The organism is Christensenella intestinihominis, from assembly GCF_001678845.1.
Lineage (GTDB): Bacteria > Bacillota > Clostridia > Christensenellales > Christensenellaceae > Christensenella > Christensenella intestinihominis.
In genome coordinates this window covers 235178-254958 of the sequence record NZ_MAIQ01000004.1, presented here as the reverse complement: position 1 = coordinate 254958, position 19781 = coordinate 235178, and the positions used below count along the sequence as shown (strand labels likewise).

Annotated in this window: 15 protein-coding genes; 14 read left to right on the top strand and 1 reads right to left on the bottom strand. The window is 49.5% G+C overall.

Annotation, left to right across the window (positions count from 1 at the left end; translation table 11 throughout):
• Positions 1 to 75 precede the first annotated feature (75 nt).
• From BBD38_RS07605 to lepB, 13 genes are all read left to right on the top strand, one after another.
• Positions 76 to 1599: a xylose ABC transporter ATP-binding protein gene (locus tag BBD38_RS07605; RefSeq protein ID WP_066686386.1), complete on the top strand. Its 1524-nt coding sequence runs from the start codon at positions 76 to 78 to the stop codon at positions 1597 to 1599.
• Positions 1596 to 2756 carry a sugar ABC transporter permease gene (locus BBD38_RS07600; RefSeq protein ID WP_066686385.1) on the top strand — a complete coding sequence of 387 codons (1161 nt, stop codon included), beginning with the start codon at positions 1596 to 1598 and terminating at the stop codon, positions 2754 to 2756. Before BBD38_RS07605 ends, BBD38_RS07600 begins: the two co-directional genes overlap by 4 nt.
• Entirely contained in the window at positions 2756 to 4261 is a 1506-nt protein-coding gene (gene xylB / locus BBD38_RS07595) for a xylulokinase (RefSeq protein ID WP_066686383.1), read from the top strand. Before BBD38_RS07600 ends, xylB begins: the two co-directional genes overlap by 1 nt.
• Positions 4258 to 5136 carry a glycyl-radical enzyme activating protein gene (locus tag BBD38_RS07590; protein WP_066686381.1) on the top strand — a complete coding sequence of 293 codons (879 nt, stop codon included), beginning with the start codon at positions 4258 to 4260 and terminating at the stop codon, positions 5134 to 5136. The genes xylB and BBD38_RS07590 overlap by 4 nt, the downstream gene beginning before the upstream one ends.
• A 21-nt stretch (positions 5137 to 5157) precedes the next feature.
• The gene (locus tag BBD38_RS07585; protein WP_172807792.1) at positions 5158 to 7419 is read left to right on the top strand and encodes a pyruvate formate lyase family protein; all 2262 of its coding nucleotides are present in this window, start codon (positions 5158 to 5160) and stop codon (positions 7417 to 7419) included.
• Positions 7420 to 7422: 3 nt separating this feature from the next.
• Complete coding sequence (locus tag BBD38_RS07580) at positions 7423 to 8385, top strand: sugar ABC transporter substrate-binding protein (RefSeq protein ID WP_066686377.1); 963 nt, start codon at positions 7423 to 7425, stop codon at positions 8383 to 8385.
• Positions 8382 to 9881, top strand: coding sequence for a sensor histidine kinase (locus BBD38_RS07575; RefSeq protein WP_066686375.1), 1500 nt, complete (start codon positions 8382 to 8384; stop codon positions 9879 to 9881). The genes BBD38_RS07580 and BBD38_RS07575 overlap by 4 nt, the downstream gene beginning before the upstream one ends.
• Entirely contained in the window at positions 9874 to 11424 is a 1551-nt protein-coding gene (locus BBD38_RS07570) for a response regulator transcription factor (protein ID WP_066686373.1), read from the top strand. The genes BBD38_RS07575 and BBD38_RS07570 overlap by 8 nt, the downstream gene beginning before the upstream one ends.
• A 101-nt stretch (positions 11425 to 11525) precedes the next feature.
• The gene (locus tag BBD38_RS07565) at positions 11526 to 12101 is read left to right on the top strand and encodes a YcxB family protein (protein ID WP_066686371.1); all 576 of its coding nucleotides are present in this window, start codon (positions 11526 to 11528) and stop codon (positions 12099 to 12101) included.
• 69 nt (positions 12102 to 12170) lie between these two features.
• Positions 12171 to 13106, top strand: a complete 936-nt coding sequence (gene trxB / locus BBD38_RS07560; RefSeq protein WP_066686509.1) for a thioredoxin-disulfide reductase — start codon at positions 12171 to 12173, stop codon at positions 13104 to 13106.
• 30 nt (positions 13107 to 13136) lie between these two features.
• Positions 13137 to 14483 (top strand): phosphoglucosamine mutase, encoded by a 1347-nt coding sequence (gene glmM, locus BBD38_RS07555; protein WP_066686369.1) that lies wholly within the window; start codon positions 13137 to 13139, stop codon positions 14481 to 14483.
• Between the two features lie 161 nt (positions 14484 to 14644).
• On the top strand, positions 14645 to 16471 hold the full coding sequence (glmS, locus tag BBD38_RS07550; protein ID WP_066686368.1) for a glutamine--fructose-6-phosphate transaminase (isomerizing): 1827 nt from the start codon (positions 14645 to 14647) through the stop codon (positions 16469 to 16471).
• Positions 16472 to 16605: 134 nt separating this feature from the next.
• On the top strand, positions 16606 to 17172 hold the full coding sequence (gene lepB / locus BBD38_RS07545; protein ID WP_066686366.1) for a signal peptidase I: 567 nt from the start codon (positions 16606 to 16608) through the stop codon (positions 17170 to 17172).
• A gap of 67 nt (positions 17173 to 17239) precedes the next feature.
• Here lepB and BBD38_RS07540 read toward each other — a convergent pair whose 3' ends face one another.
• On the bottom strand, positions 17240 to 18238 hold the full coding sequence (locus tag BBD38_RS07540; RefSeq protein WP_066686364.1) for a LacI family DNA-binding transcriptional regulator: 999 nt from the start codon (positions 18236 to 18238) through the stop codon (positions 17240 to 17242).
• A gap of 417 nt (positions 18239 to 18655) precedes the next feature.
• Here BBD38_RS07540 and BBD38_RS07535 point away from each other — a divergent pair, with 417 nt between their 5' ends.
• Positions 18656 to 19717: a sugar ABC transporter substrate-binding protein gene (locus tag BBD38_RS07535; RefSeq protein ID WP_066686362.1), complete on the top strand. Its 1062-nt coding sequence runs from the start codon at positions 18656 to 18658 to the stop codon at positions 19715 to 19717.
• Positions 19718 to 19781 lie beyond the last annotated feature (64 nt).

Here is a 19781-nt window from a genome sequence, read left to right as displayed (position 1 = left end):
CATGATTTCATAAACAGTATCCGGGCAGTTCCGGTCATTGGCAGGAACACCCGGATTATGAAGGAGAAAAAGGCTATGTCAGACAACATACTCGAAATGCGGGATATCACAAAAAGTTTTTCCGGCATCAAGGCCCTGTCAGACGTTAATTTCACCATCAAGCGGGGGGAAATCCATGCGCTGTGCGGGGAAAATGGAGCGGGGAAGTCGACCCTGATGAAGGTGCTAAGCGGTGTTTGGCCGTGCGGAAGCTACGAAGGGAAAATTATCCTTAATGAAAAGGAATGCGAGTTCCATAATGTCCGGGAATCAGAACAGGCAGGAATCGCTATTATTTATCAGGAACTCGCCCTTGTAAGTGAAATGGACGCGGGTGAAAATGTATTTTTGAATGCATGGCATATGAAAAACGGGCTGATTGATTTCCCGTCAGTTTATTACCACACCAAGCAAATTTGCCAGGAATTGAAAATGAACATCGATCCGACGAGAAAGGTGCGCGAATTTGGCGTCGGGATACAACAGCTTATCGAGATTGCAAAGGCGCTGGCCAAAAAAGCGGATATTCTTGTTTTAGACGAGCCAACGGCTTCGCTTACGGAAAGCGAAGTGGATATCCTGATGGAATTTTTAAGGGGACTGAAGGAAAAAGGCGTTACCTGCATCTATATTTCCCATAAGCTCGACGAAGTGTTGAATATATCGGACAATGTCACCGTGCTGCGTGACGGGAAAACAGTTGGAACCTATCAAACCGCAGGGCTTGACGAGGCATTCCTCATCAGGCAGATGGTTGGCCGGGAACTGTCTGACCGCTTCCCATACAAGACGCGTGAACTTGGGGAAACTGTTTTTGAAGTAGAAAATTACAACGTGATGAAAGAGGACGATAGGGACAAAAAAATGCTTGACGATATTAGCTTCAGCGTACGAAAAGGAGAGATCGTCGGGATTTCGGGGTTGATGGGCTCTGGACGGACAGAGCTTGCGCTTTCCCTGTTTGGTTTTTTAAAAGGAAAGAAAACGGGAAATGTCAGGCTTCGGGGAAAGGAAACGCACATCGATTCACCTTCCGATGCAATCAGGAAGGGGTTGGGGATGGTATCGGAAGACAGGAAACGTTTGGGCTTGTTCCTCGACCAGAGCGTTGTAAAAAATATCGTGGCGGCAAGTTTGCCTAAAATCAGCCGGCATGGGGTCATTGATGAAAACGAGCAAATCTATCTCGCAAAGAAATATGAAGAAGAGCTCAAGATTAAAACACCGTCACTTCAGGCGGATGTAAAAAGTCTGTCGGGCGGCAACCAGCAGAAGGTGGTGCTTGCTAAATGGCTGATGACAGAACCGGACGTACTGTTTCTCGATGAACCGACCCGCGGAATCGATGTGGGCGCAAAATATGAAATCTATAACATTATGATGGACCTTGCCAAAAGAGGCGTTGCAATCATTATGATTTCCTCGGAACTTCCGGAGGTGCTGGGTATGAGCGACCGTATTATTGTGATGCACGAAGGAAAAATTACAGGAGAGCTTTCGCACGATGAGGCAAATCAGGAAAAAATTATGCACCTTGCAACGGGAGGAGAAAAGCAATGATGGAGCTTGCGAAACAAAAGAAATCATTTTTTGGAAACTTTAAGGGCAATATTCGCGCCTATACTATGATCATCGCGCTTATCAGCATTTGGGTGATTTTCGGATTTACAACAGAAGGGATTTTCTTTATTCCGAGAAACCTTTCCATGTTGGTGAGGCAGACAAGCATTACGGCAATTCTGAGTATTGGAATGGTGTTTGTTATTATCAGCGGAAATATCGACCTGTCGGTTGGCTCAATCATGGGTTTTTGCGGAGGAGTTGCCGCCTGCCTGCAGGTGTGGGGGGAAGTCGATACCGTATGGGCAGTGTTGATTACGCTTGCCGTAGGCGCGGCAATCGGTATGTGGCATGGTTTTTGGATTGCCTACCGCCAGGTGCCGGCTTTCATTGTAACTCTGGGAGGCTATATGATTTTTCGAGGGATGCTCCTCGGACTTACCAAAAGCGTATCGATTGCGCCGCTACAGGAAAGCTTCATCGCAATCGGGCAGGGATATCTTCCACCGATCGCCGGATGGGGGCTGGCAATGATTCTTGGCGTTATGGCAATTTTCATGACGTTTAAAGGGCGTGCTTCTAAAATTAAATATGGAATTGAAGCGCCTTCGATGAAAGTTACGATTTTGAAGGCGGCCGCGATTGTTGCGTTCGTGGCAGTATTCACGATCATCATGAACCAATATCAGGGTGTTCCGATTCCCGTTGTTATCGTGCTTGTACTTGCCATACTGATGACATTTATTGCGGGAAGAACACGCTATGGAAGATCAATCTACGCCATTGGCTGCAATGCGGAGGCCGCGCAGTTATCCGGTATTAAGGATAAGAAAATAATATTTGTGATGTATATCGTCATGGGAATGCTGGCGGCCCTTGCGGGCATCGTCCTGACAGCGAGGCTGAATGCAGCGACGGCAAATGCCGGAATGATGGCCGAAATGGATGCGATTGCAGCATGTGTAATTGGCGGCGCAAGCTTGATGGGCGGCGTCGGATCAATTCCGGGAGCGGTCATTGGGGCACTTGTTATGGCAAGCCTCGATAATGGCATGAGCCTGATGAATACAGAAAACTTCTGGCAATATATCGTAAAAGGACTGATTCTTATTGTAGCGGTCTGGATTGACATTGCGAGCAAAAAGAAAGTACAGTAATGACTGATTATCTTCTTGGACTTGATATAGGAACTTCGGGAACTAAGGCGGCCCTGCTTCGCGCGGATGGGACGGATTATCGGGAAACAAAGGAATATTCATATCCACTCATCAGCCGGGAACCGGGTTGGGCGCAGCAATCACCCCGGCAGTGGTGGGAAGCGGCGTGCCTATGCCTGAAAGAAGCGGCGGGGTTGGTCGGCGCGAAACATATTGCGGCGATAGGCGTCACGGGACAGATGCACAGCATTGTCCTGCTCGACGGTGCGGGCAGCGTATTGTGTGATGCAATCCTGTGGTGCGACCAGCGCAGTGGAAAAGAAGCGGAAAAAATGGCGCGATGTGCAGGAACGGAAACGGTTGCCGCCATTACGGGCAGTCTACCTAATACGGGGTTCTCCGCATCAAAGCTGCTATGGATGAAAGAGCATAATACAGAGCTCTTTAAAAAAACGGCGACGGTGCTGATGGCAAAAGACTATATCCGCTATTGCCTGACAGGGCGATTGGGAACGGAGCAAACAGATGCTACGGGGACGCAGCTCTTCGATATTGTGAAAAATTGCTGGTCGGAAGAATTGTGCGAACAGTTTGGGATCGGGACAAACATTTTACCGCCAGTTATGGATTCCGTACAGTTTGCAGGAACAGTTACCGGGGATGCCGCCCGAAAATGTGGAATTCCTGAAGGTACGCCCGTTGTTGCCGGCGCTGGCGATACGGCTGCGGCAGCTGTAGGAAATGGAATCGTCTCCCGGGGGAAGGCCTATGTTTCCTTAGGGTCGTCAGGAGTGGTGCTGGCGTTTTTGGACCACCCAGTATCCGATGAAAAGTGCCGAATCCATACAAAATGCCATGCGATGGCCGGCGCGTGGGAAGCGCTTGGAGTCACACAAGGGGCGGCGCTGTCCATGAAGTGGCTCACGGAAACCATATTTGAGGATATGTCGCCGAAGCGTTTCCAGACAAGCTCTATCCTTGCAAGATCAGTTCCTGCACTTTCGGAAGGACTTATTTTCCTTCCCTACTTGATGGGCGAGCGCAGCCCGCATATGGACCCCTATGCACGGGGCGCATTTATTGGCCTTTCCGCGAAGCACACCCGTGCCCATATGGTTCGCAGCGTAATGGAAGGAGTTTGTTACAGCCTAAAAGAATGTCTCGACGCGGTAGAGGAATTGAGCGGCCTGACAGGCGAGATTCGCCTATCGGGCGGCGGTGCGAGAAGTGCGCTGTGGGCGCAAATTGCCGCGGATGTTTTCGGCCGTGAACTGTCGGTAAGTCACAGCGGCAATGCGTCCGCACTGGGTGCGGCGCTGCTTGCCGGGGTTGGAATGGGGATATACAGGGATATCCCCTCCACAATCGGTATCATGGACATTTCCTTCCAGAAAATCAAATGCAATGAAAGCAGCGTCGCGCTCTACCGCAAGGGATATTCCATCTATCGCGAACTTTATCCCGCACTGAAAGACAAATTTTATAAGTTGAGGGACCTGCAATGAAAGGAATGATATTCGATATCCAACGATTCAGCGTTCATGATGGACCTGGAATTCGCGTGAATATTTTTTTAAAAGGATGTCGGTTGCGATGCAGGTGGTGCCATAACCCGGAAGGGCTGCGCCCGGAACGCCAGCTTCTGTTTCATGAGGAAGCCTGCATCGGCTGTAATCAATGCACATTAATATGCCCGTATGGCGTGCATGCGGAGGAAGATGGTGTTCGGCGTATTTATTTCGAGCGTTGCCGCGCCTGCGGAAAATGTGTAGCGGAATGTCCGCCACAAGCGTTGAAATTGGTTGGAATGCTGATGTCGGCCGCCGAAGTATGTGCGGAAGCAGAAAAAGAAAACGCTTTTTTTGGAACAGAAGGCGGCATTACTTTTTCAGGAGGGGAGCCAATGCTGCAACCGGAATTTTTAAGAGAAGCACTGGGACTTCTGAAAGAAAAGAGATACCATACTGCGGTGGAAACATCCGGCATGGCCCCGTGGGAAAATTTCCAGCAGGTAATTGGATTCACAGATTTGTTTTTATACGATTATAAGCTGTTTGACAGCAAACGGCATAAAGAATATACCGGGAAGGGAAATGAAATGATCCGTACAAATTTGAGGCGTCTCAAACAGGCTGGTGCCGAAATACGGATTCGGATTCCCGTCATAAAAGACGTAAACGACAGGGAACTTGAACTTATTGCACAGGATATTGAAGCGCTTGGGATAAAATGTGTGGAAGTGTTTCCTTACCATAAAATCGGGATAAGTAAATATTGCCAGATCGGATATGAACCGCCGGAGCCTTTTAAGGCGCCCGGCCGCGAAGAATTGGAGAAATACCGCGAGTTGTTTCGTGAAAAGGGAATTCAGGCACTTTGAATGAAAAATGAGGTAGCAAAAATGAGTACAAGAACACAGAGATTACGAGAACGCACACTTGAAAGCTTACATAAACAGGCACGGATTGCAATGCCGGATTGGGATGTTTCGGATTATCCCCTAAGTCTGCCTGAACGAAAGGCGAGCGCCGTTGCGATGATCATGGAACGCATGCCTCTCTATATCGGGGAAGAAGAACTGATTGTGGGCACACGGACGATTTACGGCGATCCCGGAGAAGAAGGCGGTGGTAAATCGCTTTTTGATTATAATGCGCTGCCGCATTATGTAAACAAGGAAGATCGGAAGTATTTTGGAATGGATCAGGAAGCGGTGTCTCAGGCGCACTATGCGCCAGATTTTGGGCTCCTGCTCAAAAAGGGAATTGGCGGAATCATAAAGGAAGCGGAGGAACGACTGGAAAGCGAACAAAAGAATGAAAACATTAAATTTTATAAATCGGTTATCATAGCGTATAAAGGATTTTCACGCATGGTTGAGCGGTATGCGGATTTTGCAAAAGAACAGGCCGCAGCCTGCGGAGACGCTGAAAGGAGAGCGGAACTTGAAACTATTGGGGAAATATGTCAAAATATCAGTATTCGGCCAGCTGGAAATTTTGCGGAAGCATGCCAACTTTTTTGGTTTGGTTACCTTGCTTCTTTGATCGAGAATTTTCAGTTCATCAATTTCGGAAGAATCGACCAAATATTATTTGAATATTATGATGCCGGACGGCATAGTGAAGAACAGCAATTACTGGAATGCCTGCTTCTTAAAATGTATGATCAGGCAGATTTGATATTGTTGGATAAAAATCTGATGGGTAAATATTCCGCACAGCATAACATTACAATCGGGGGGCTCAGGCGGGATGGAGCGGACGGATGCAACGAAGTGACGCGTATGCTTCTTACGGCACTGAAAAAAACACGGCTCCCGGAGCCGCTTATTTCTGTCCGCACCCACAAAAACGCGCCGGAATGGCTTTTTAGAAGAGCGGCTGAACTCACGGTAAACGGTATGAACTGCATGGCATATTATAATGACGATCTATATGTCGCCAGCATGGAGGGCGTAGGCATTCCGCCTGAGGACGCGAGGGATTACGGTTTTGGGCTTTGCCAGGATGTTCTGATCCCGGGTCGCGGCGACCATTATTGCAGCGGTGGAGTAAACCTGACGATTGTGCTTCTGGATGTCATCCGCAAGCATCCCGATGCCAGGTCCTTCCATGAACTGAAGGAGATGTTTAAACAGGCAATTGCCGCCGAGATCAAAGGAAATATTGAAAAATATAACGCATGGGAGGAAGCGGTACGCGCTTTTCAGGATGGAGACGACACCTTATTCTTCGAGGGGGTCAGGAAAGGCAGGTTCGATCCTGACACCCCGGCACAGGGAATGGATGTCGCACAGGCCGCGCGCAATGAAGGAGAGGAAAAAAAGGAGAAATATATCCAGTCCCTAATGTCGCCACTCCCTGTTACGTCAGCGCTTTATCACGGATGCATGGAAAAAGGAACGGATATTACACGCTGCGGATGTGAACGTGCGGATAAGGGCTTCATGGTATTAAGCCCGGTTGTTGCGGTCAATTCGCTTGTCGCTCTTAAAAAAGTGGTTTTTGATGACCGTCGTGCAACGCTTATAGAGGTAAAGGCTGCATGCGATACAAACTATGAGGGTGCGGAGGAGCTGCGGCAGTGGCTGTGGAACGCGCCTAAATGGTGCAATGATGACGACTATGCTGATTTTGAGGCCAAGGATATTTTGGAATTTGCCTGCCGGGAAATCCTCAAATACCGGACACCTGGCGGGGGAAGGCATCTTGCGGGCATCCATCAGCCGCATCCCGTTTTTGCGGGAAGACTCATTCCGGCTACGCCTGAGGGGCGGCATGCGGGAACACCGATTCCGGTTACGTTGTCGCCTGAAAACGGAACGCTTCAGCGTGGGCCTACGGCCGCTCTGAAATCAGCGGCAAAGATCGACAGCACGCTTTACCAGTGGAACAATTGCGTGATGCTCCAATATGTAGGCTCCGCTATGGAAGGCGAGCATGGAGCGGAGACTTTCGTAGACCTGCTAAAATCCTATTTTCGGCTCGGCGGCGTACAGCACCAGCCGAATGTGGTCAACATAGCCGATCTGTATGCGGCGCAGGAAACACCGGAAAAATATAAGGACCTCATTATCAGAATGTGGGGGGTAAGCGCACATTTTGTGGACTTACCCTTGGATGTACAGGAAGAATTTATTTCAAGGTATGAAGGAATGTAGTGCATGAAGAAGCTGCTTGGAAAACAGGGTGTATATATGGTGCTGATTGCTGTGGTCATTTTTATATTCATCTTGTTTTTGAGCCTGCTTCCACTGGAGCTTGATGTGGGAGCGGCAAAAACGGTTACAGATTACCGTTATCATTTTTTGATTGACACAGGACAGCCAGCCGAGTATTTTTCCAGTGAATTTGTTGCCGGAGCAAAGGCTGCGGCGGAGGAAAATGATGTTTTAATTGAGGTTGCAGGCATGAATTCTGCCCTTGACAGCGGCGACGAGGGCCTTCTTTCCAAGGGGATATTTGAACGGGTGGACGGAATTATCTACACGGGCCGCAGCGTGGATACATATGAGCGGGAATTGCTGACCACCAGCGATTGTGTGGTTTTGTGCGTGAACAACGAATGCAATATTGACGGAATATCCTATGTTGGACCGGATAACGAAAAGCAGGGAGAAGAGATCATACAGACCCTCGATACAAGAGGAAAAGATTCTTATAACATTGTCGTTATGATCAATGCAGTGGAAAAAGAATTGGGGAACCTGCGTTATGAGGGAATGCTGAAGGCGCTTAAAGAACGGTCGGAGATCAATGTGCTGGAGACGATTTATGTCTCGTCCAACGTGCTCGATGCAATGGATCAGGCACAAAAAAGCATTCTTGCGCATCCGGATATTGATTGCTTTATCGGAACGGATGAAACGATTCTCACGGGAATTACGCGTGGCGTTGTGGACCTGAACCGTGTGCCGGAAATTGCGATTGCAGGCGCCGGAATCGGAGCGGATGTGGAACGGTATATCGGAAAGGGAATTATTCGTTTTTCACTTGATCCTTTGCCCTATGAAATAGGATACGAGGCTGTTTTGCAGCTCTGTCGGCAACAGGATCGGAAAGAACGAATGCCGCGGAACATCTATACGGATTACCTGGTCAGGAAAGCCCCGGAGTTGGAACCATGAAACGCAAATGCCACAGCATCGGGTCCAAAATCATTGCCTTTTCCCTAACCCTTATTATTGGATTACTGGCGTTTACGTTTATTGCATACGCAAAAATGAGCCGACTGTCGGATGAATACCGGATACTTATGCATGACATTGTGGCAATCAGCAACGTAAATAGCACAGTGGACGAAATGCTTGATGATTTTGAAGAATACCTGACGCTCAAGACGACGGATTCGCTGAATCGGTTCAATTCCAAATATGACGAACTCTACCAGCTCATCAATTCGATGTCCATTGTTTTCTATACTGAAGAGGAGCAAATCATTTATAAAAATATCAATTCCCAGTTGCTTTCCTTTAACACGGAAATGGATAGCGCGATCCGTGCCAGCCGGGGGCGCAATCCATACGAAACGCGTGTCCACTATGAGATCGGGAAAACCATTGTAAAACAGATGAAAGAAAGCATCAGTGCGTTGATACTTGTTCACGCCGCGCTGAGCGAAGGAATTTATAACGAGCTTGTTACGGGTGCTGAACGGTTGCAGTTTATGGTAGTGGTTTTCCTGATTGCGCTTGCGGGCATCACCGTATTGACTGCATTCCGTTTCTCAAAATCACTTGTCTATCCGCTGGAGCAACTAACAGATCATGTGTCCCAGGTGTTTATGGAAAAGGACGATCTGACACCCGTTCGGGTGGAGGCAAACGATGAAATTGGGATACTTGCAGGTGGTTTCAATTCCATGCTTGTGCGTATCGAAACTTATATTCAGGAACTCAAGTATAAATCCAAGATCGAAAGAGAGCTCAAAAACAAAGAGATGGAGAACCTGAAAATCAAAAACCTGCTTGACCAGACCAATATGCTGGCCCTCCAGTCACAAATTAATCCCCACTTTCTTTATAATACATTGAGCTGCATCGCACAGACCGCTATGCTTGAAGATGCAAACGATACTTATACGCTGCTTATAACGGTTTCCGATATGATGCGGTATAATCTAATCAGTCTGGACCAGCAGTCTACGATCGGAATGGAAATTGAAAATGTGAAGAGATATTTTTATATCCAGAAAGCAAGATACCGTGAACGCCTGAATTACCAGATCAATATTGAAAATCCGTATCTTCGCCACTTTGAAATTCCACGGCTTACGATCCAGCCGTTTGTGGAAAATGCCATCATACATGGGTTGGAAGATAGTGAAAATGCCGGGATTATCCTGATCCGTATCTTTGAAACGGACGAAAAAGCCTGTATTGAAATCACTGATAACGGGGTGGGAATGGACGCGCAAACGTGTAACGAACTAATGGGAGAGCTTGGAAAAAAAGGTCATACCACGGGGATCGGCGTACGTAATGTAGTGGAACGCCTCCGGCTTTATTACGGCGAATATGATATCATTCGCATTGAAAGCGCTCAAGGGGTGGGAACCAAGATTACATTTTTGCTTCCGAAACAGGAACATCGGACAATTGACAGGGGAGACGAATATGTTTAAAATTTTGATTGCAGACGATGAACCGATTGCACGGGAAGCAATTGCTACTATCATCAGAAAGCATCTGCTGGAAAAAATAGAAATACTACAGGCCAAATCAGGACGGGAAGCGGTAGAGAAAGCGGGAACCCTACAGCCGGATATTGTATGTATGGATATTCGTATGCCCGGCCTCAATGGGATTGATACCATTCAGGAACTGAAGCGCCGTTATCCGGAAATGATCTTTATTGTAATTACAGCCTTTGATGACTTTGATACGGTGGTGGCAGCGCTTAAATTGGGTGTACAGGATTATTTTTTGAAACCGATCAAGATCGATGACCTTGTACGCTCTCTGCAAAAAGCTATTGGACAGATCATGCAGCGGCAGGACGAGCGTGAAGAAGCGTTGAATTTAAAAGATACTGTTTCAAAACTGATGCCGGAGCTTGAAAAAGAACTTATCTATACGCTGTTTATCGGCAACACCAAACGGATTTATGATTACGGATATTTGCGCCTTCTCGGAATCGGGACGGAATGCGGCGGATGCTTTGGAATACGGATGGCCGACGGAGGGGATGAAGCGGAACAGCGTGCCGCGCAGCGGATCAGGCGGTATGTTAAAAATCATTGCAGTGGGGTTTCAAGTTCTTTGCAGAATGGAAAGATGATTGTGTTCCTGTTTGAAGATATTCTGATGGAAGACCGGGAATTTTGGCTGCACGAATGTGCTAAAAACCTTATGCAGGCGGCACAGTGCGAACATATTTTTTTGAGCGTTGCTCCCTATTCCACCTCACTTGGAGAATTGCGCGAATCTTACCTGACGGTTGCGGCAGGGTTGGAAGATTCCAATGGAAACGAAGGGATTGTATTCTGTAAAACATGGAACTCCTCGCTAACGGAAAAAAAGACGGATTATCCGTTCAAACTCGAAGACGTGGTTTTTCAGGAGATTAAGCAAGGAAGACCCCAGGCCGCACGTGAAAAAACGGTACAGCTGTTTGAAGCGCTCGCCCGGATTGCCCAGGGTTCCCAAAAAAAGCTTGCAGGGGAAATCCAAAAATTTGTCGCCGCCCTGATTCGTTTTCGAATGTCCGTGGAAGCGGAAGAGGATACAAATAGCTCCTTCGATTTGTTTACCGATCCGGTTGAACTGATGAACCGATGTTTGCAGGAGGTGGAAGCCCTTTGCCACATTGCAGAGCAGACGGACAAAGAAACGGCAAATAAAAGCATTAAAAAAGCAATCGAATATATCCGGGAAAATTATAAAAATAATATTTCCATGTGCGATGTGGCGGATCATGTTGGACTCAGCCCTTTTTATTTTACGAAAATATTCAAAGCAGAAATAGGAATGACGTTTGTGCGTTACTTAACCGCACTGCGCATTGAGAATGCAAAAAACATTATGAAAAATGATCCGTCGGTTCAGATTAAGGAACTTTGCTACCAGGTTGGATATAATGATCCGAAATATTTTTGCAGGGCATTTCGGAGCATTGAAAAGCAATCGCCGACGGAATACCGGCTTGCTTTAAAGCGGAAGAAGTAGGCGGAATTTCGTATTTCACGTGGAGCCAATTGTTTTATAGGACGCATCCATAGTTTTTTTCTATGAATTGTTGTAAAATGGGGAAGGACGGAGGTGCGTTCATGGAAGAATTCAAGTTCACGACAAAAACAAATTTCGAGGTGTTCCGGGACTACTGGATGTTTACCCTTTTTGAAAAACGAGGCGCAAACGGGGGACGGAGCGGCTTTGTAAAATATATGACAATCCTTCTTGTGATTGTCGCAGCGCTCGCCGTGCTGTGTATATGTAATGCCGTGCTATTGGACGGCGTCCTTGGGCCGATCCCGCTGATCCTGCTGATTGGGATTGCCGCGGCGCTTATTTCCGCGCTTGTTACCGCGACAAGGTCGCAGCCGAAACGCCAGTATAAGCTGGTGCAGGAGGCGGTGGAAACGCCGCAGAAATACACCTTTACGGATACGCAGATGGAGGTGCGCGAGGACATTACGGAGGAAGACCGGGAATCCCTCGCCGAATTTCCGTATGAAAAAATTATAAGCGGTTATGAAACGCAAAAGGCATTCTATCTGTTTATCAGCGAGACGGAGGCTTTCCTGATTCCAAGAGGCCAGCTTACGGGAGTGGATGCAGGAGAATTTGCGGCATTTCTTGCCCGCAAACTGGACGGGCGGTTTTTCAAAAGTAAAAAAAGCTGAAGTTTTGTGTTTAAGCGGTATCTATGGTATTATTGGTAAGATATCACAAGTAAAAGAGGTTTTCCTATGATGTATGATGTTATCATCGCGGGAGCGGGGCCCGCGGGTCTTACGGCTGCGATTTATGCGTGCCGCGGCGGACTCAAAACACTCGTGCTGGAACGGGCGTTTGCGGGCGGCCAAATGGCAATCAGCCATATTATCGACAATTATCCGGGATTTGAAAATGAAGTCACGGGTGCGGCGCTTGCGCACAGCATGAAGCTGCAGGCGCAGAACCTGGGCGCGGAAATCGTTACGGAAGAAATTACGAAATTTGAACTGGAAGAACCGGTCAAAAAAATTACTACGTCCAAAAATACCTACCAGGCGAAAGCGGTCATCCTTGCGATGGGCGCGTCGCCCAAACAGCTTGGCGTAAAGGGCGAGGATGCGCTCCTGGGCGCGGGGGTTTCTTATTGCGCGACCTGCGACGGAGCCTTTTTCCGCGGGCGGGACGTTGCCGTGATCGGCGGCGGGAATACGGCCGTGGAGGATGCGCTTTATCTTGCAAAATTCTGCAATAAAGTTTACATCATCCACAGGCGGGACCAGTTCCGTGCCATGAAGGGTATGGTGGATGCGGCGGCGGCAGTGCCGAACATCGAGTTTGTCCTTTCCCATACGCCGGAATCGGTGAATGGGGAAAATACGGTGGAGAGCGTAACGGTTAAGGATGTGAAAACCGGGAAGACAAAAGACCTCCCGGTGGCGGGCGTGTTTATTGCGGTCGGGCAGACGCCAAAAACGGATTTGGTGAAGGGCCAGGTCGAAACCGACGAGGCGGGCTTTATCAAGGCGGACGAATCCTGCAAGACAAACCTTCCGGGGGTTTCCTGCGCGGGCGATATCCGCACGAAACGGCTGCGGCAGATTGTTACGGCGGTTGCGGACGGCGCGGTTGCGGCGGACAACAGCCTTGGAATCGACTGTGTGCTGCAGGCGGCACAGGCGCAGGAGCAATAGAGTATTAAGTTTTAAACAAAGGGGTATATTATGGCACGGTTATTTGGAACGGACGGAGTGCGCGGCATTGCAAATGAAAAGCTTACGTCCAAACTGGCATACGATCTCGGCCGGGCAGGCGCATACTGCCTGACAAACGAGCTCCACAACGCAAGGATATTGATAGGAAAAGACACGCGCGGCTCGGGGGACATGCTGGAATCCGCCCTTGTGGCGGGTATTTGCTCGGCGGGCGCGGAAGCGGTGGTGGCGTGCACGCTGCCGACCTCGGCAATCGCATACCTGACCCGGCATTCGGGCTATGATGCGGGGGTTGTTATCTCCGCGTCGCATAATACGGTGGAGTATAACGGAATCAAATTTTTCAATTCAAGCGGTTACAAGCTGGCGGATGAGATTGAGGACCGCATTGAAAATATTATCATGAATGAGTCGGAACCCGTACCGCAGCCTACGGGCAAGAAAATCGGACGGCGGGTGCGCCTGAAAAAAGCGGCGCAGGATTATATGGATTTTGTGGTGGAAACGACGGATGTGCGCCTTGATGGAATGAAGGTGGTCCTTGATTGCGCCAACGGCGCGGCGAGCGAGGTCGCGCCGTGGATTTTCAAGCTTCTCGGCGCGGAAGTAATTCCCTATTATAATATGCCGGACGGCACGAATATCAATGAGAATTGCGGTTCCACCCATCCGGACCAGCTCTGCCGCCTGGTGTCCGAGCTTGGGGCGGACGTGGGCCTTGCCTTTGACGGCGATGCGGACCGGCTGATCGCTGTGGACGAGCACGGCGGCATTGTGGACGGCGACAAGGTAATGGCAATCTGCGCAATCGATATGAAAAAGCGCGGCGCCCTCAACAAGGATACGGTGGTTGCAACCGTGATGAGCAATATGGGGATGGAAACGACCCTGAAGGAAAACGGGATCGGCCTTGTCCGGACGGATGTGGGAGACCGCTATGTGCTCGAGGAAATGCTGGCGAGCGGCTACAATTTCGGCGGCGAACAATCGGGCCACATAATTTTCCTCGACCATAACACCACGGGGGACGGAATTCTTTCGGGCGTGCAGCTGATGTCCGTGATGAAACGGCAGGATAAGCCGCTTGCACGGCTTGCGCGGCCGGTCAGCACCTATCCGCAGGTGCTCGTAAACGCCTATGTCAGCGACGAAAAAAAGCACGATTATGATAAAGACGAGGAAATCCTTGCGGCGATTAAGAAGCTGGAACAGGACTTCCATGGCGAAGGCAGGGTGCTGATCCGCACCTCGGGCACGGAGCCCATGGTGCGCGTAATGATAGAGGGCAAGGATAAAGAGGCGATTACCAAGCAGGCCGTGGCAATGGCCAAGCTGATTGAAAAGCGTCTGAACTAACAAAATACGGCAAAGGGAAGAAGCGCGCTGCAGCGCTTCTTTTTTATGGCGCACACCGCCGGCGGGCGGTATGAATGACGGATTTTTATTTATTTTTAAAAGGAAATGGGATATAATAAACGATGTATTGATTTTAACCAGTGAAAACAGGGGAGGTTATTATGTGCGGAATTGTTGGATATATAGGAGACAGAAATGTTATCCCGGTTTTGATCGGCGGCTTGCAGAAGCTTGAATACCGCGGATACGACAGCGCGGGAATCGCGTATCTTGATAACGGGAAAATGACCGTCTATAAGGAAAAAGGCAAGCTTGCGGGGCTTGAAAAAATGGTCGCGGGCAAGTGTGCGGAGCATACCATAGGCATCGGCCACACGCGCTGGGCGACGCACGGCGAGCCCAACCAAAAGAACGCGCATCCCCATGTCAATGAGGCCGGCGATCTTGCCATTGTGCACAACGGCATCATTGAAAATTACCTGCAGCTTCGTGAGTGGCTTACAAGAAAAGGGATTTCGTTTATTTCGGATACGGACACGGAGATCATTGCCCACCTGATTGCCTATTACCTGAAGGACGACCTCAAGGAGGCTGTTTCGCAGGCAATCTCCAAGCTTAAGGGAAGTTATGCGCTCGGTGCTGTGTGCGAACGTTTCCCGGACGAAATTGTCGCTGTCCGCAAAGACAGCCCGCTCGTAGTCGGCGTCGGTAAAAACGAAAACCTGATCGCGTCGGATATTCCCGCCCTTCTCGAGTATACGCGCGACGTATATTTCCTGAACAACGGCGAAATTGCCGTTATAAAGAAGGATGAGGTCAGCCTTTATGACGAGGTGCTGAACCCGATCGAGCGTGATGTGTTTACCGTTGAATGGGATGTTTCGCAGGCGGAAAAAGCGGGATATCCGCATTTCATGCTCAAGGAAATTGAAGAACAGCCGCAGGCGCTTGCGGATACGCTCAACCCGCGCGTCAAAGACGGCGAGATCAATTTTGATGAAATCGGGATCGACGACGCCATGCTTGCCGGTATCAAAAAAATAACGATTATCGCATGCGGCACCGCATACCATGCGTCGTATGTGGGAAAATATATCATCGAGCGCCTGGCGCGCGTACCGGTGGAGGTGGAAATCGCTTCGGAGTTCCGGTATAAGAATCCCATTATGGACAAGGATAATTTCGTGATTGTCGTCAGCCAGTCGGGTGAAACGGCGGATACCATCGCGGCCCTGCGGGAAGCCAAAAGCCGGGGCGCGTTCGTGCTTGCGGTTGCAAACGTCGTCGGGTCCACCATCGCGCGCGAGGCGGATAAGGTGCTGTATACGCGCGCGGGGCTTGAAATTGCGGTTGCATCCACCAAGGCGTATACCACGCAGCTCATGGCGCTTTATATGTTTGCCCTGAAGCTTGCGTATGCGAAGGGCGGGATCACGGAGGACGAATACCATGCATACGTTGCGGAGCTTCAAAAGGTTCCGGAAAATGCGCAAAAGGTGATCGAAAACAAGGAGCTGCTGCAAAAGTTCGCGTACGAGCATTTTACGGAGCACAGTGTGTTCTATATCGGACGCGGTCTTGATTATGCGATGGCCATGGAGGGCTCGCTGAAATTAAAGGAAATCAGCTATATCCATTCCGAAGCGTATGCGGGCGGGGAGCTTAAGCACGGCACCATCGCGCTTGTGGAAAAAGGAACGCTTGTCGTCGCGGTGCTGACGCAGGGCGACCTGATCGAGAAATGCCTGAGCAATGTAAAAGAGGTTACGTCGCGCGGGGCGGTTGTGATGGTGGTGACCCAGGAAAAATACCGGGATTTGGTCAAAGACGTGGCGGATAAAATTGTTACCGTGCCCGATGCAATCGATTTTGAAGCGACCATCACCTCGATTATCCCGATGCAGATTTTTGCATATTATATGTCTGTGCAAAAGGGCTGTGATGTGGATAAGCCGAGGAACCTGGCAAAGAGCGTGACCGTAGAATAAGCGGCAGGGATTTAAACATTAAACCGCCGGAAGCAGGCGCTTCCGGCGGTTTTTACAAATTATTCACGGCGAAGTCCTGAAATCTATGTTATAATCGACATAAGAAAAAATATGTAAAGAAAGCAAACGGTGCCATGGCAGAGAATGAGTCGCGTGAGTCGCGAGTGACCAAAAAACGTCAGGAAAAGACAAAAAATATATGGGGATGGGTGCTTGCCATCGGGATCGCGGTTGCCGTGGCATTCCTGGTACGGGCGTTTTTGTTTGAAATTATATTAGTGGACGGGCCGTCCATGCAGCCCACTCTGCATACGGACGAGAGGCTTGCGGTTGAGAAGGTCAGCCGGTATGCGGGGCTTCCGGAGCGTGGGGATATCATTATCGTGCACTATTCGGACGGAACGAACAACAATTATGTGAAGCGCGCCATCGGCCTGCCCGGAGACACGGTGGAAGTCCGTGACAGTACGGTGTATATCAACGGCGAAGCGCTCAGCGAGGACTATACCAATAAGGCGGAGCCATACGCGGATATGGGCCCCGTAACCGTACCTGAGGATACGGTGTTCGTTATGGGCGATAACCGCGCAAATTCCATGGACAGCCGCATGGTGGGGCCAATCCGCCACGACCAGATCGTAGGCCACGCCATGGCGGTGATTTTCCCGTTCAATGAAATGCGCAGCCTTGACGGTGCATAAGCCCGTCAGGATACATCAAAAAAAGGCCGGTCCCTCGCGGAACGGCCTTTTGTATTTATACGATCGATCAGCGGAGCACCAGATGCGTAGGCAAAAATATCTGCATCGTTTTCGGCGCGGTATCGTTGCGGATTTTATGGAGCAGGATGGAGACCAGCTGCTCCGCCAGCTCGCTTTTGTCATATCCTATGGAAGAAAGCGGGTAGGGAAGCTGCATGTTGGATAAAATGTTATCATAGCCGATGATGGGCACGTTGGCTTCCTGCCCGGTTTTCTGCAGGATTGCCAGCACCTCGAGGGCCACGAGGTCGCTGAAGGCAAGGATTGCGTCGTAAGAAATTTTTTCCTGGGACAGTTTTTTGAAAACCGAGGTGCAGCGCCCGCCCGTAACCGGGACGCGGCGCACCAGCTTGCCGCTGTATGGAATGCCGTGCTTGCGGAGCGCCTGCTTATAACCGGCGAGACGTTCGGTTGAGCTTGAAATATAAGAAGGACCGCCGAGATGCAGGATGCGGCGGCAGCCCTGCCCGATGAAATATTCGGTCGCGAGGAAAGCGCCCGTAACGTCGTCCGACGAAACAAAATCCACATCAGGGTCCGAAAAATGCCGCCCCAACAAAACAAAAGGGCAGCCGCTGTTCTTTAAAAAGTCGATTGGTTCGTGCGTTTTCTGGGAGGGACATAAAATAATTCCATCCACCTTTTTTTCCAGCGCGGAATTAATTGCGTACATCTCCAAGGTCGCGTCTTCATCCGTATTGATAATGATGGTGTTATAATCATATTTGCGGGCATAATTCTCGATCAGCTTCACCATGATTCCAAAAAAAGGATTGGAAATATCGCTCATGATGACGGCGAGGGTTTTGGTGTATCCGGTGCGCATCGAGCTTGCGACGGTGTTTCGGACATACCCAAGCTCGTCCGCTTTGCGGCGGATCAGGAGTTTGGTTCCCTCGGAAATATCCGGTTTGTCGTTTAAGGCGTGGGAAACGGTATTGACGGTAAAACCGGTCGCAAGGGCGATATCCTTTAAAGTTGTTTTGTTTTTGGAACGTCCAGACATACGTCATCCTTTCCACGAGAAACAAGCGCCTGCCGCTCCGCGTTGGTACTTTGTGAAAAATTCACAGTTTTTCTTTGAAAACATCCTGGTTTCACAAGACCTGCCCGCCGCGGAGATAAACCGGCAATTTTCTTTTATTCTATCATTTGTTCAATTTTTTGTAAATATAGCGAAAATATCTAAAAAAACATTCAAAGAAAAGTATTGACAAACAGAATAACGGATGATAAGATTACATTATCGATAATGTAAAAACACATGTAATATTATCGATAATATTCACAGCAAATCCAGATTGAAACTTACAAAAAATTTTAAACGCAGCGAATTTAAAAATTTAAGGCTAATTTGACTCTTTGTTTTCGGGATGAATTATTCCGGAGAATACTATATCAACATTCTTAAGGAGGAAAAATAATGAAAAAGATGGGATTGAAAATGGTCACTGTCGCATTGGTGCTGCTGATGGCGGTTTCGGTTTTATTGACGGGCTGCGGAACAACCGCTCCTGCGGCGTCTACCGCGCCTGAAACCTCGGAAAGCACGGCGCCCGCGGCTGATGACGGCGGCGCGGCTGAAAGCAAGGCTCCCTCTTCCGAAGGCGGAAAAACGATTGCGTTCAGCCTGAAGACGATCACAAACGACGATTTCCAGAAGGCAATTGCGGATTCGATCCAGAAAGCTGTCGAGGATTCGGGAAATACTTTCGAGCTTGTTACGGCGGGCGACCAGACCAACGTTGCCAACCAGGTAAAGCAGATTGAGGACCTGATTGCAAAGAAGGTGGATGCGCTGATCGTAAGCCCCATGGACGCTAACGCGGTCATTCCGGCGCTTGAAAAGGCGAAGGCTGCAGGCATCCCGGTCGTTCTCGTCGACCAGACCATTGAAGACGGGCATGAGGACCTCTATGTGACATATATTGGAACGGACAACACCAACGCAGGCAAGGAAGCGGGCAAGAAGGTTGCGGAATGGCTCGGCAATAAAGGCAACGTACTGATCGTGCGCGGAGCGAACGGCTCTTCCGCGGGAGACCAGCGTGTCGACGGGTTCAAACAGGGACTCGAAGGGACGGATATCGTAGTGGCCGGCGAACAGGCGGGCGACTGGAAAAATGATAAGGCGATGCAGGTAACGGAGAATATGCTCCAGGCAAACAGCGACGTGCAGGCAATCTTCACGGCCTCCGACGGTATGCTGGACGGTATCCTGCAGGCCCTGCAGAATGCGGGCAAGACGGATGTAAAGATTATGTCCGTCGACGGGTCGAAAAAAGCGGTTGAGATGATTGAAGCCGGCGACGTAACAGGAACGATGGCGCAGTTCCCGCAGATTATGGGCGGAAAAGCGGTTGAAACGCTCCTCGGTGTAATTGACGGTTCCATCGATCCCGATTCCGTAGAAAAATATATCGATTCCGGCACGGCGGCTTATACGCAGGATAACCTTGACGAAGCAAAGGAAAGCGCGTTCTAAGCAATACCGGAACATGGAAGGCTTTGCGGGGGCCCCGGCCCCCGCAGGGCATTTGTCAGAGAAG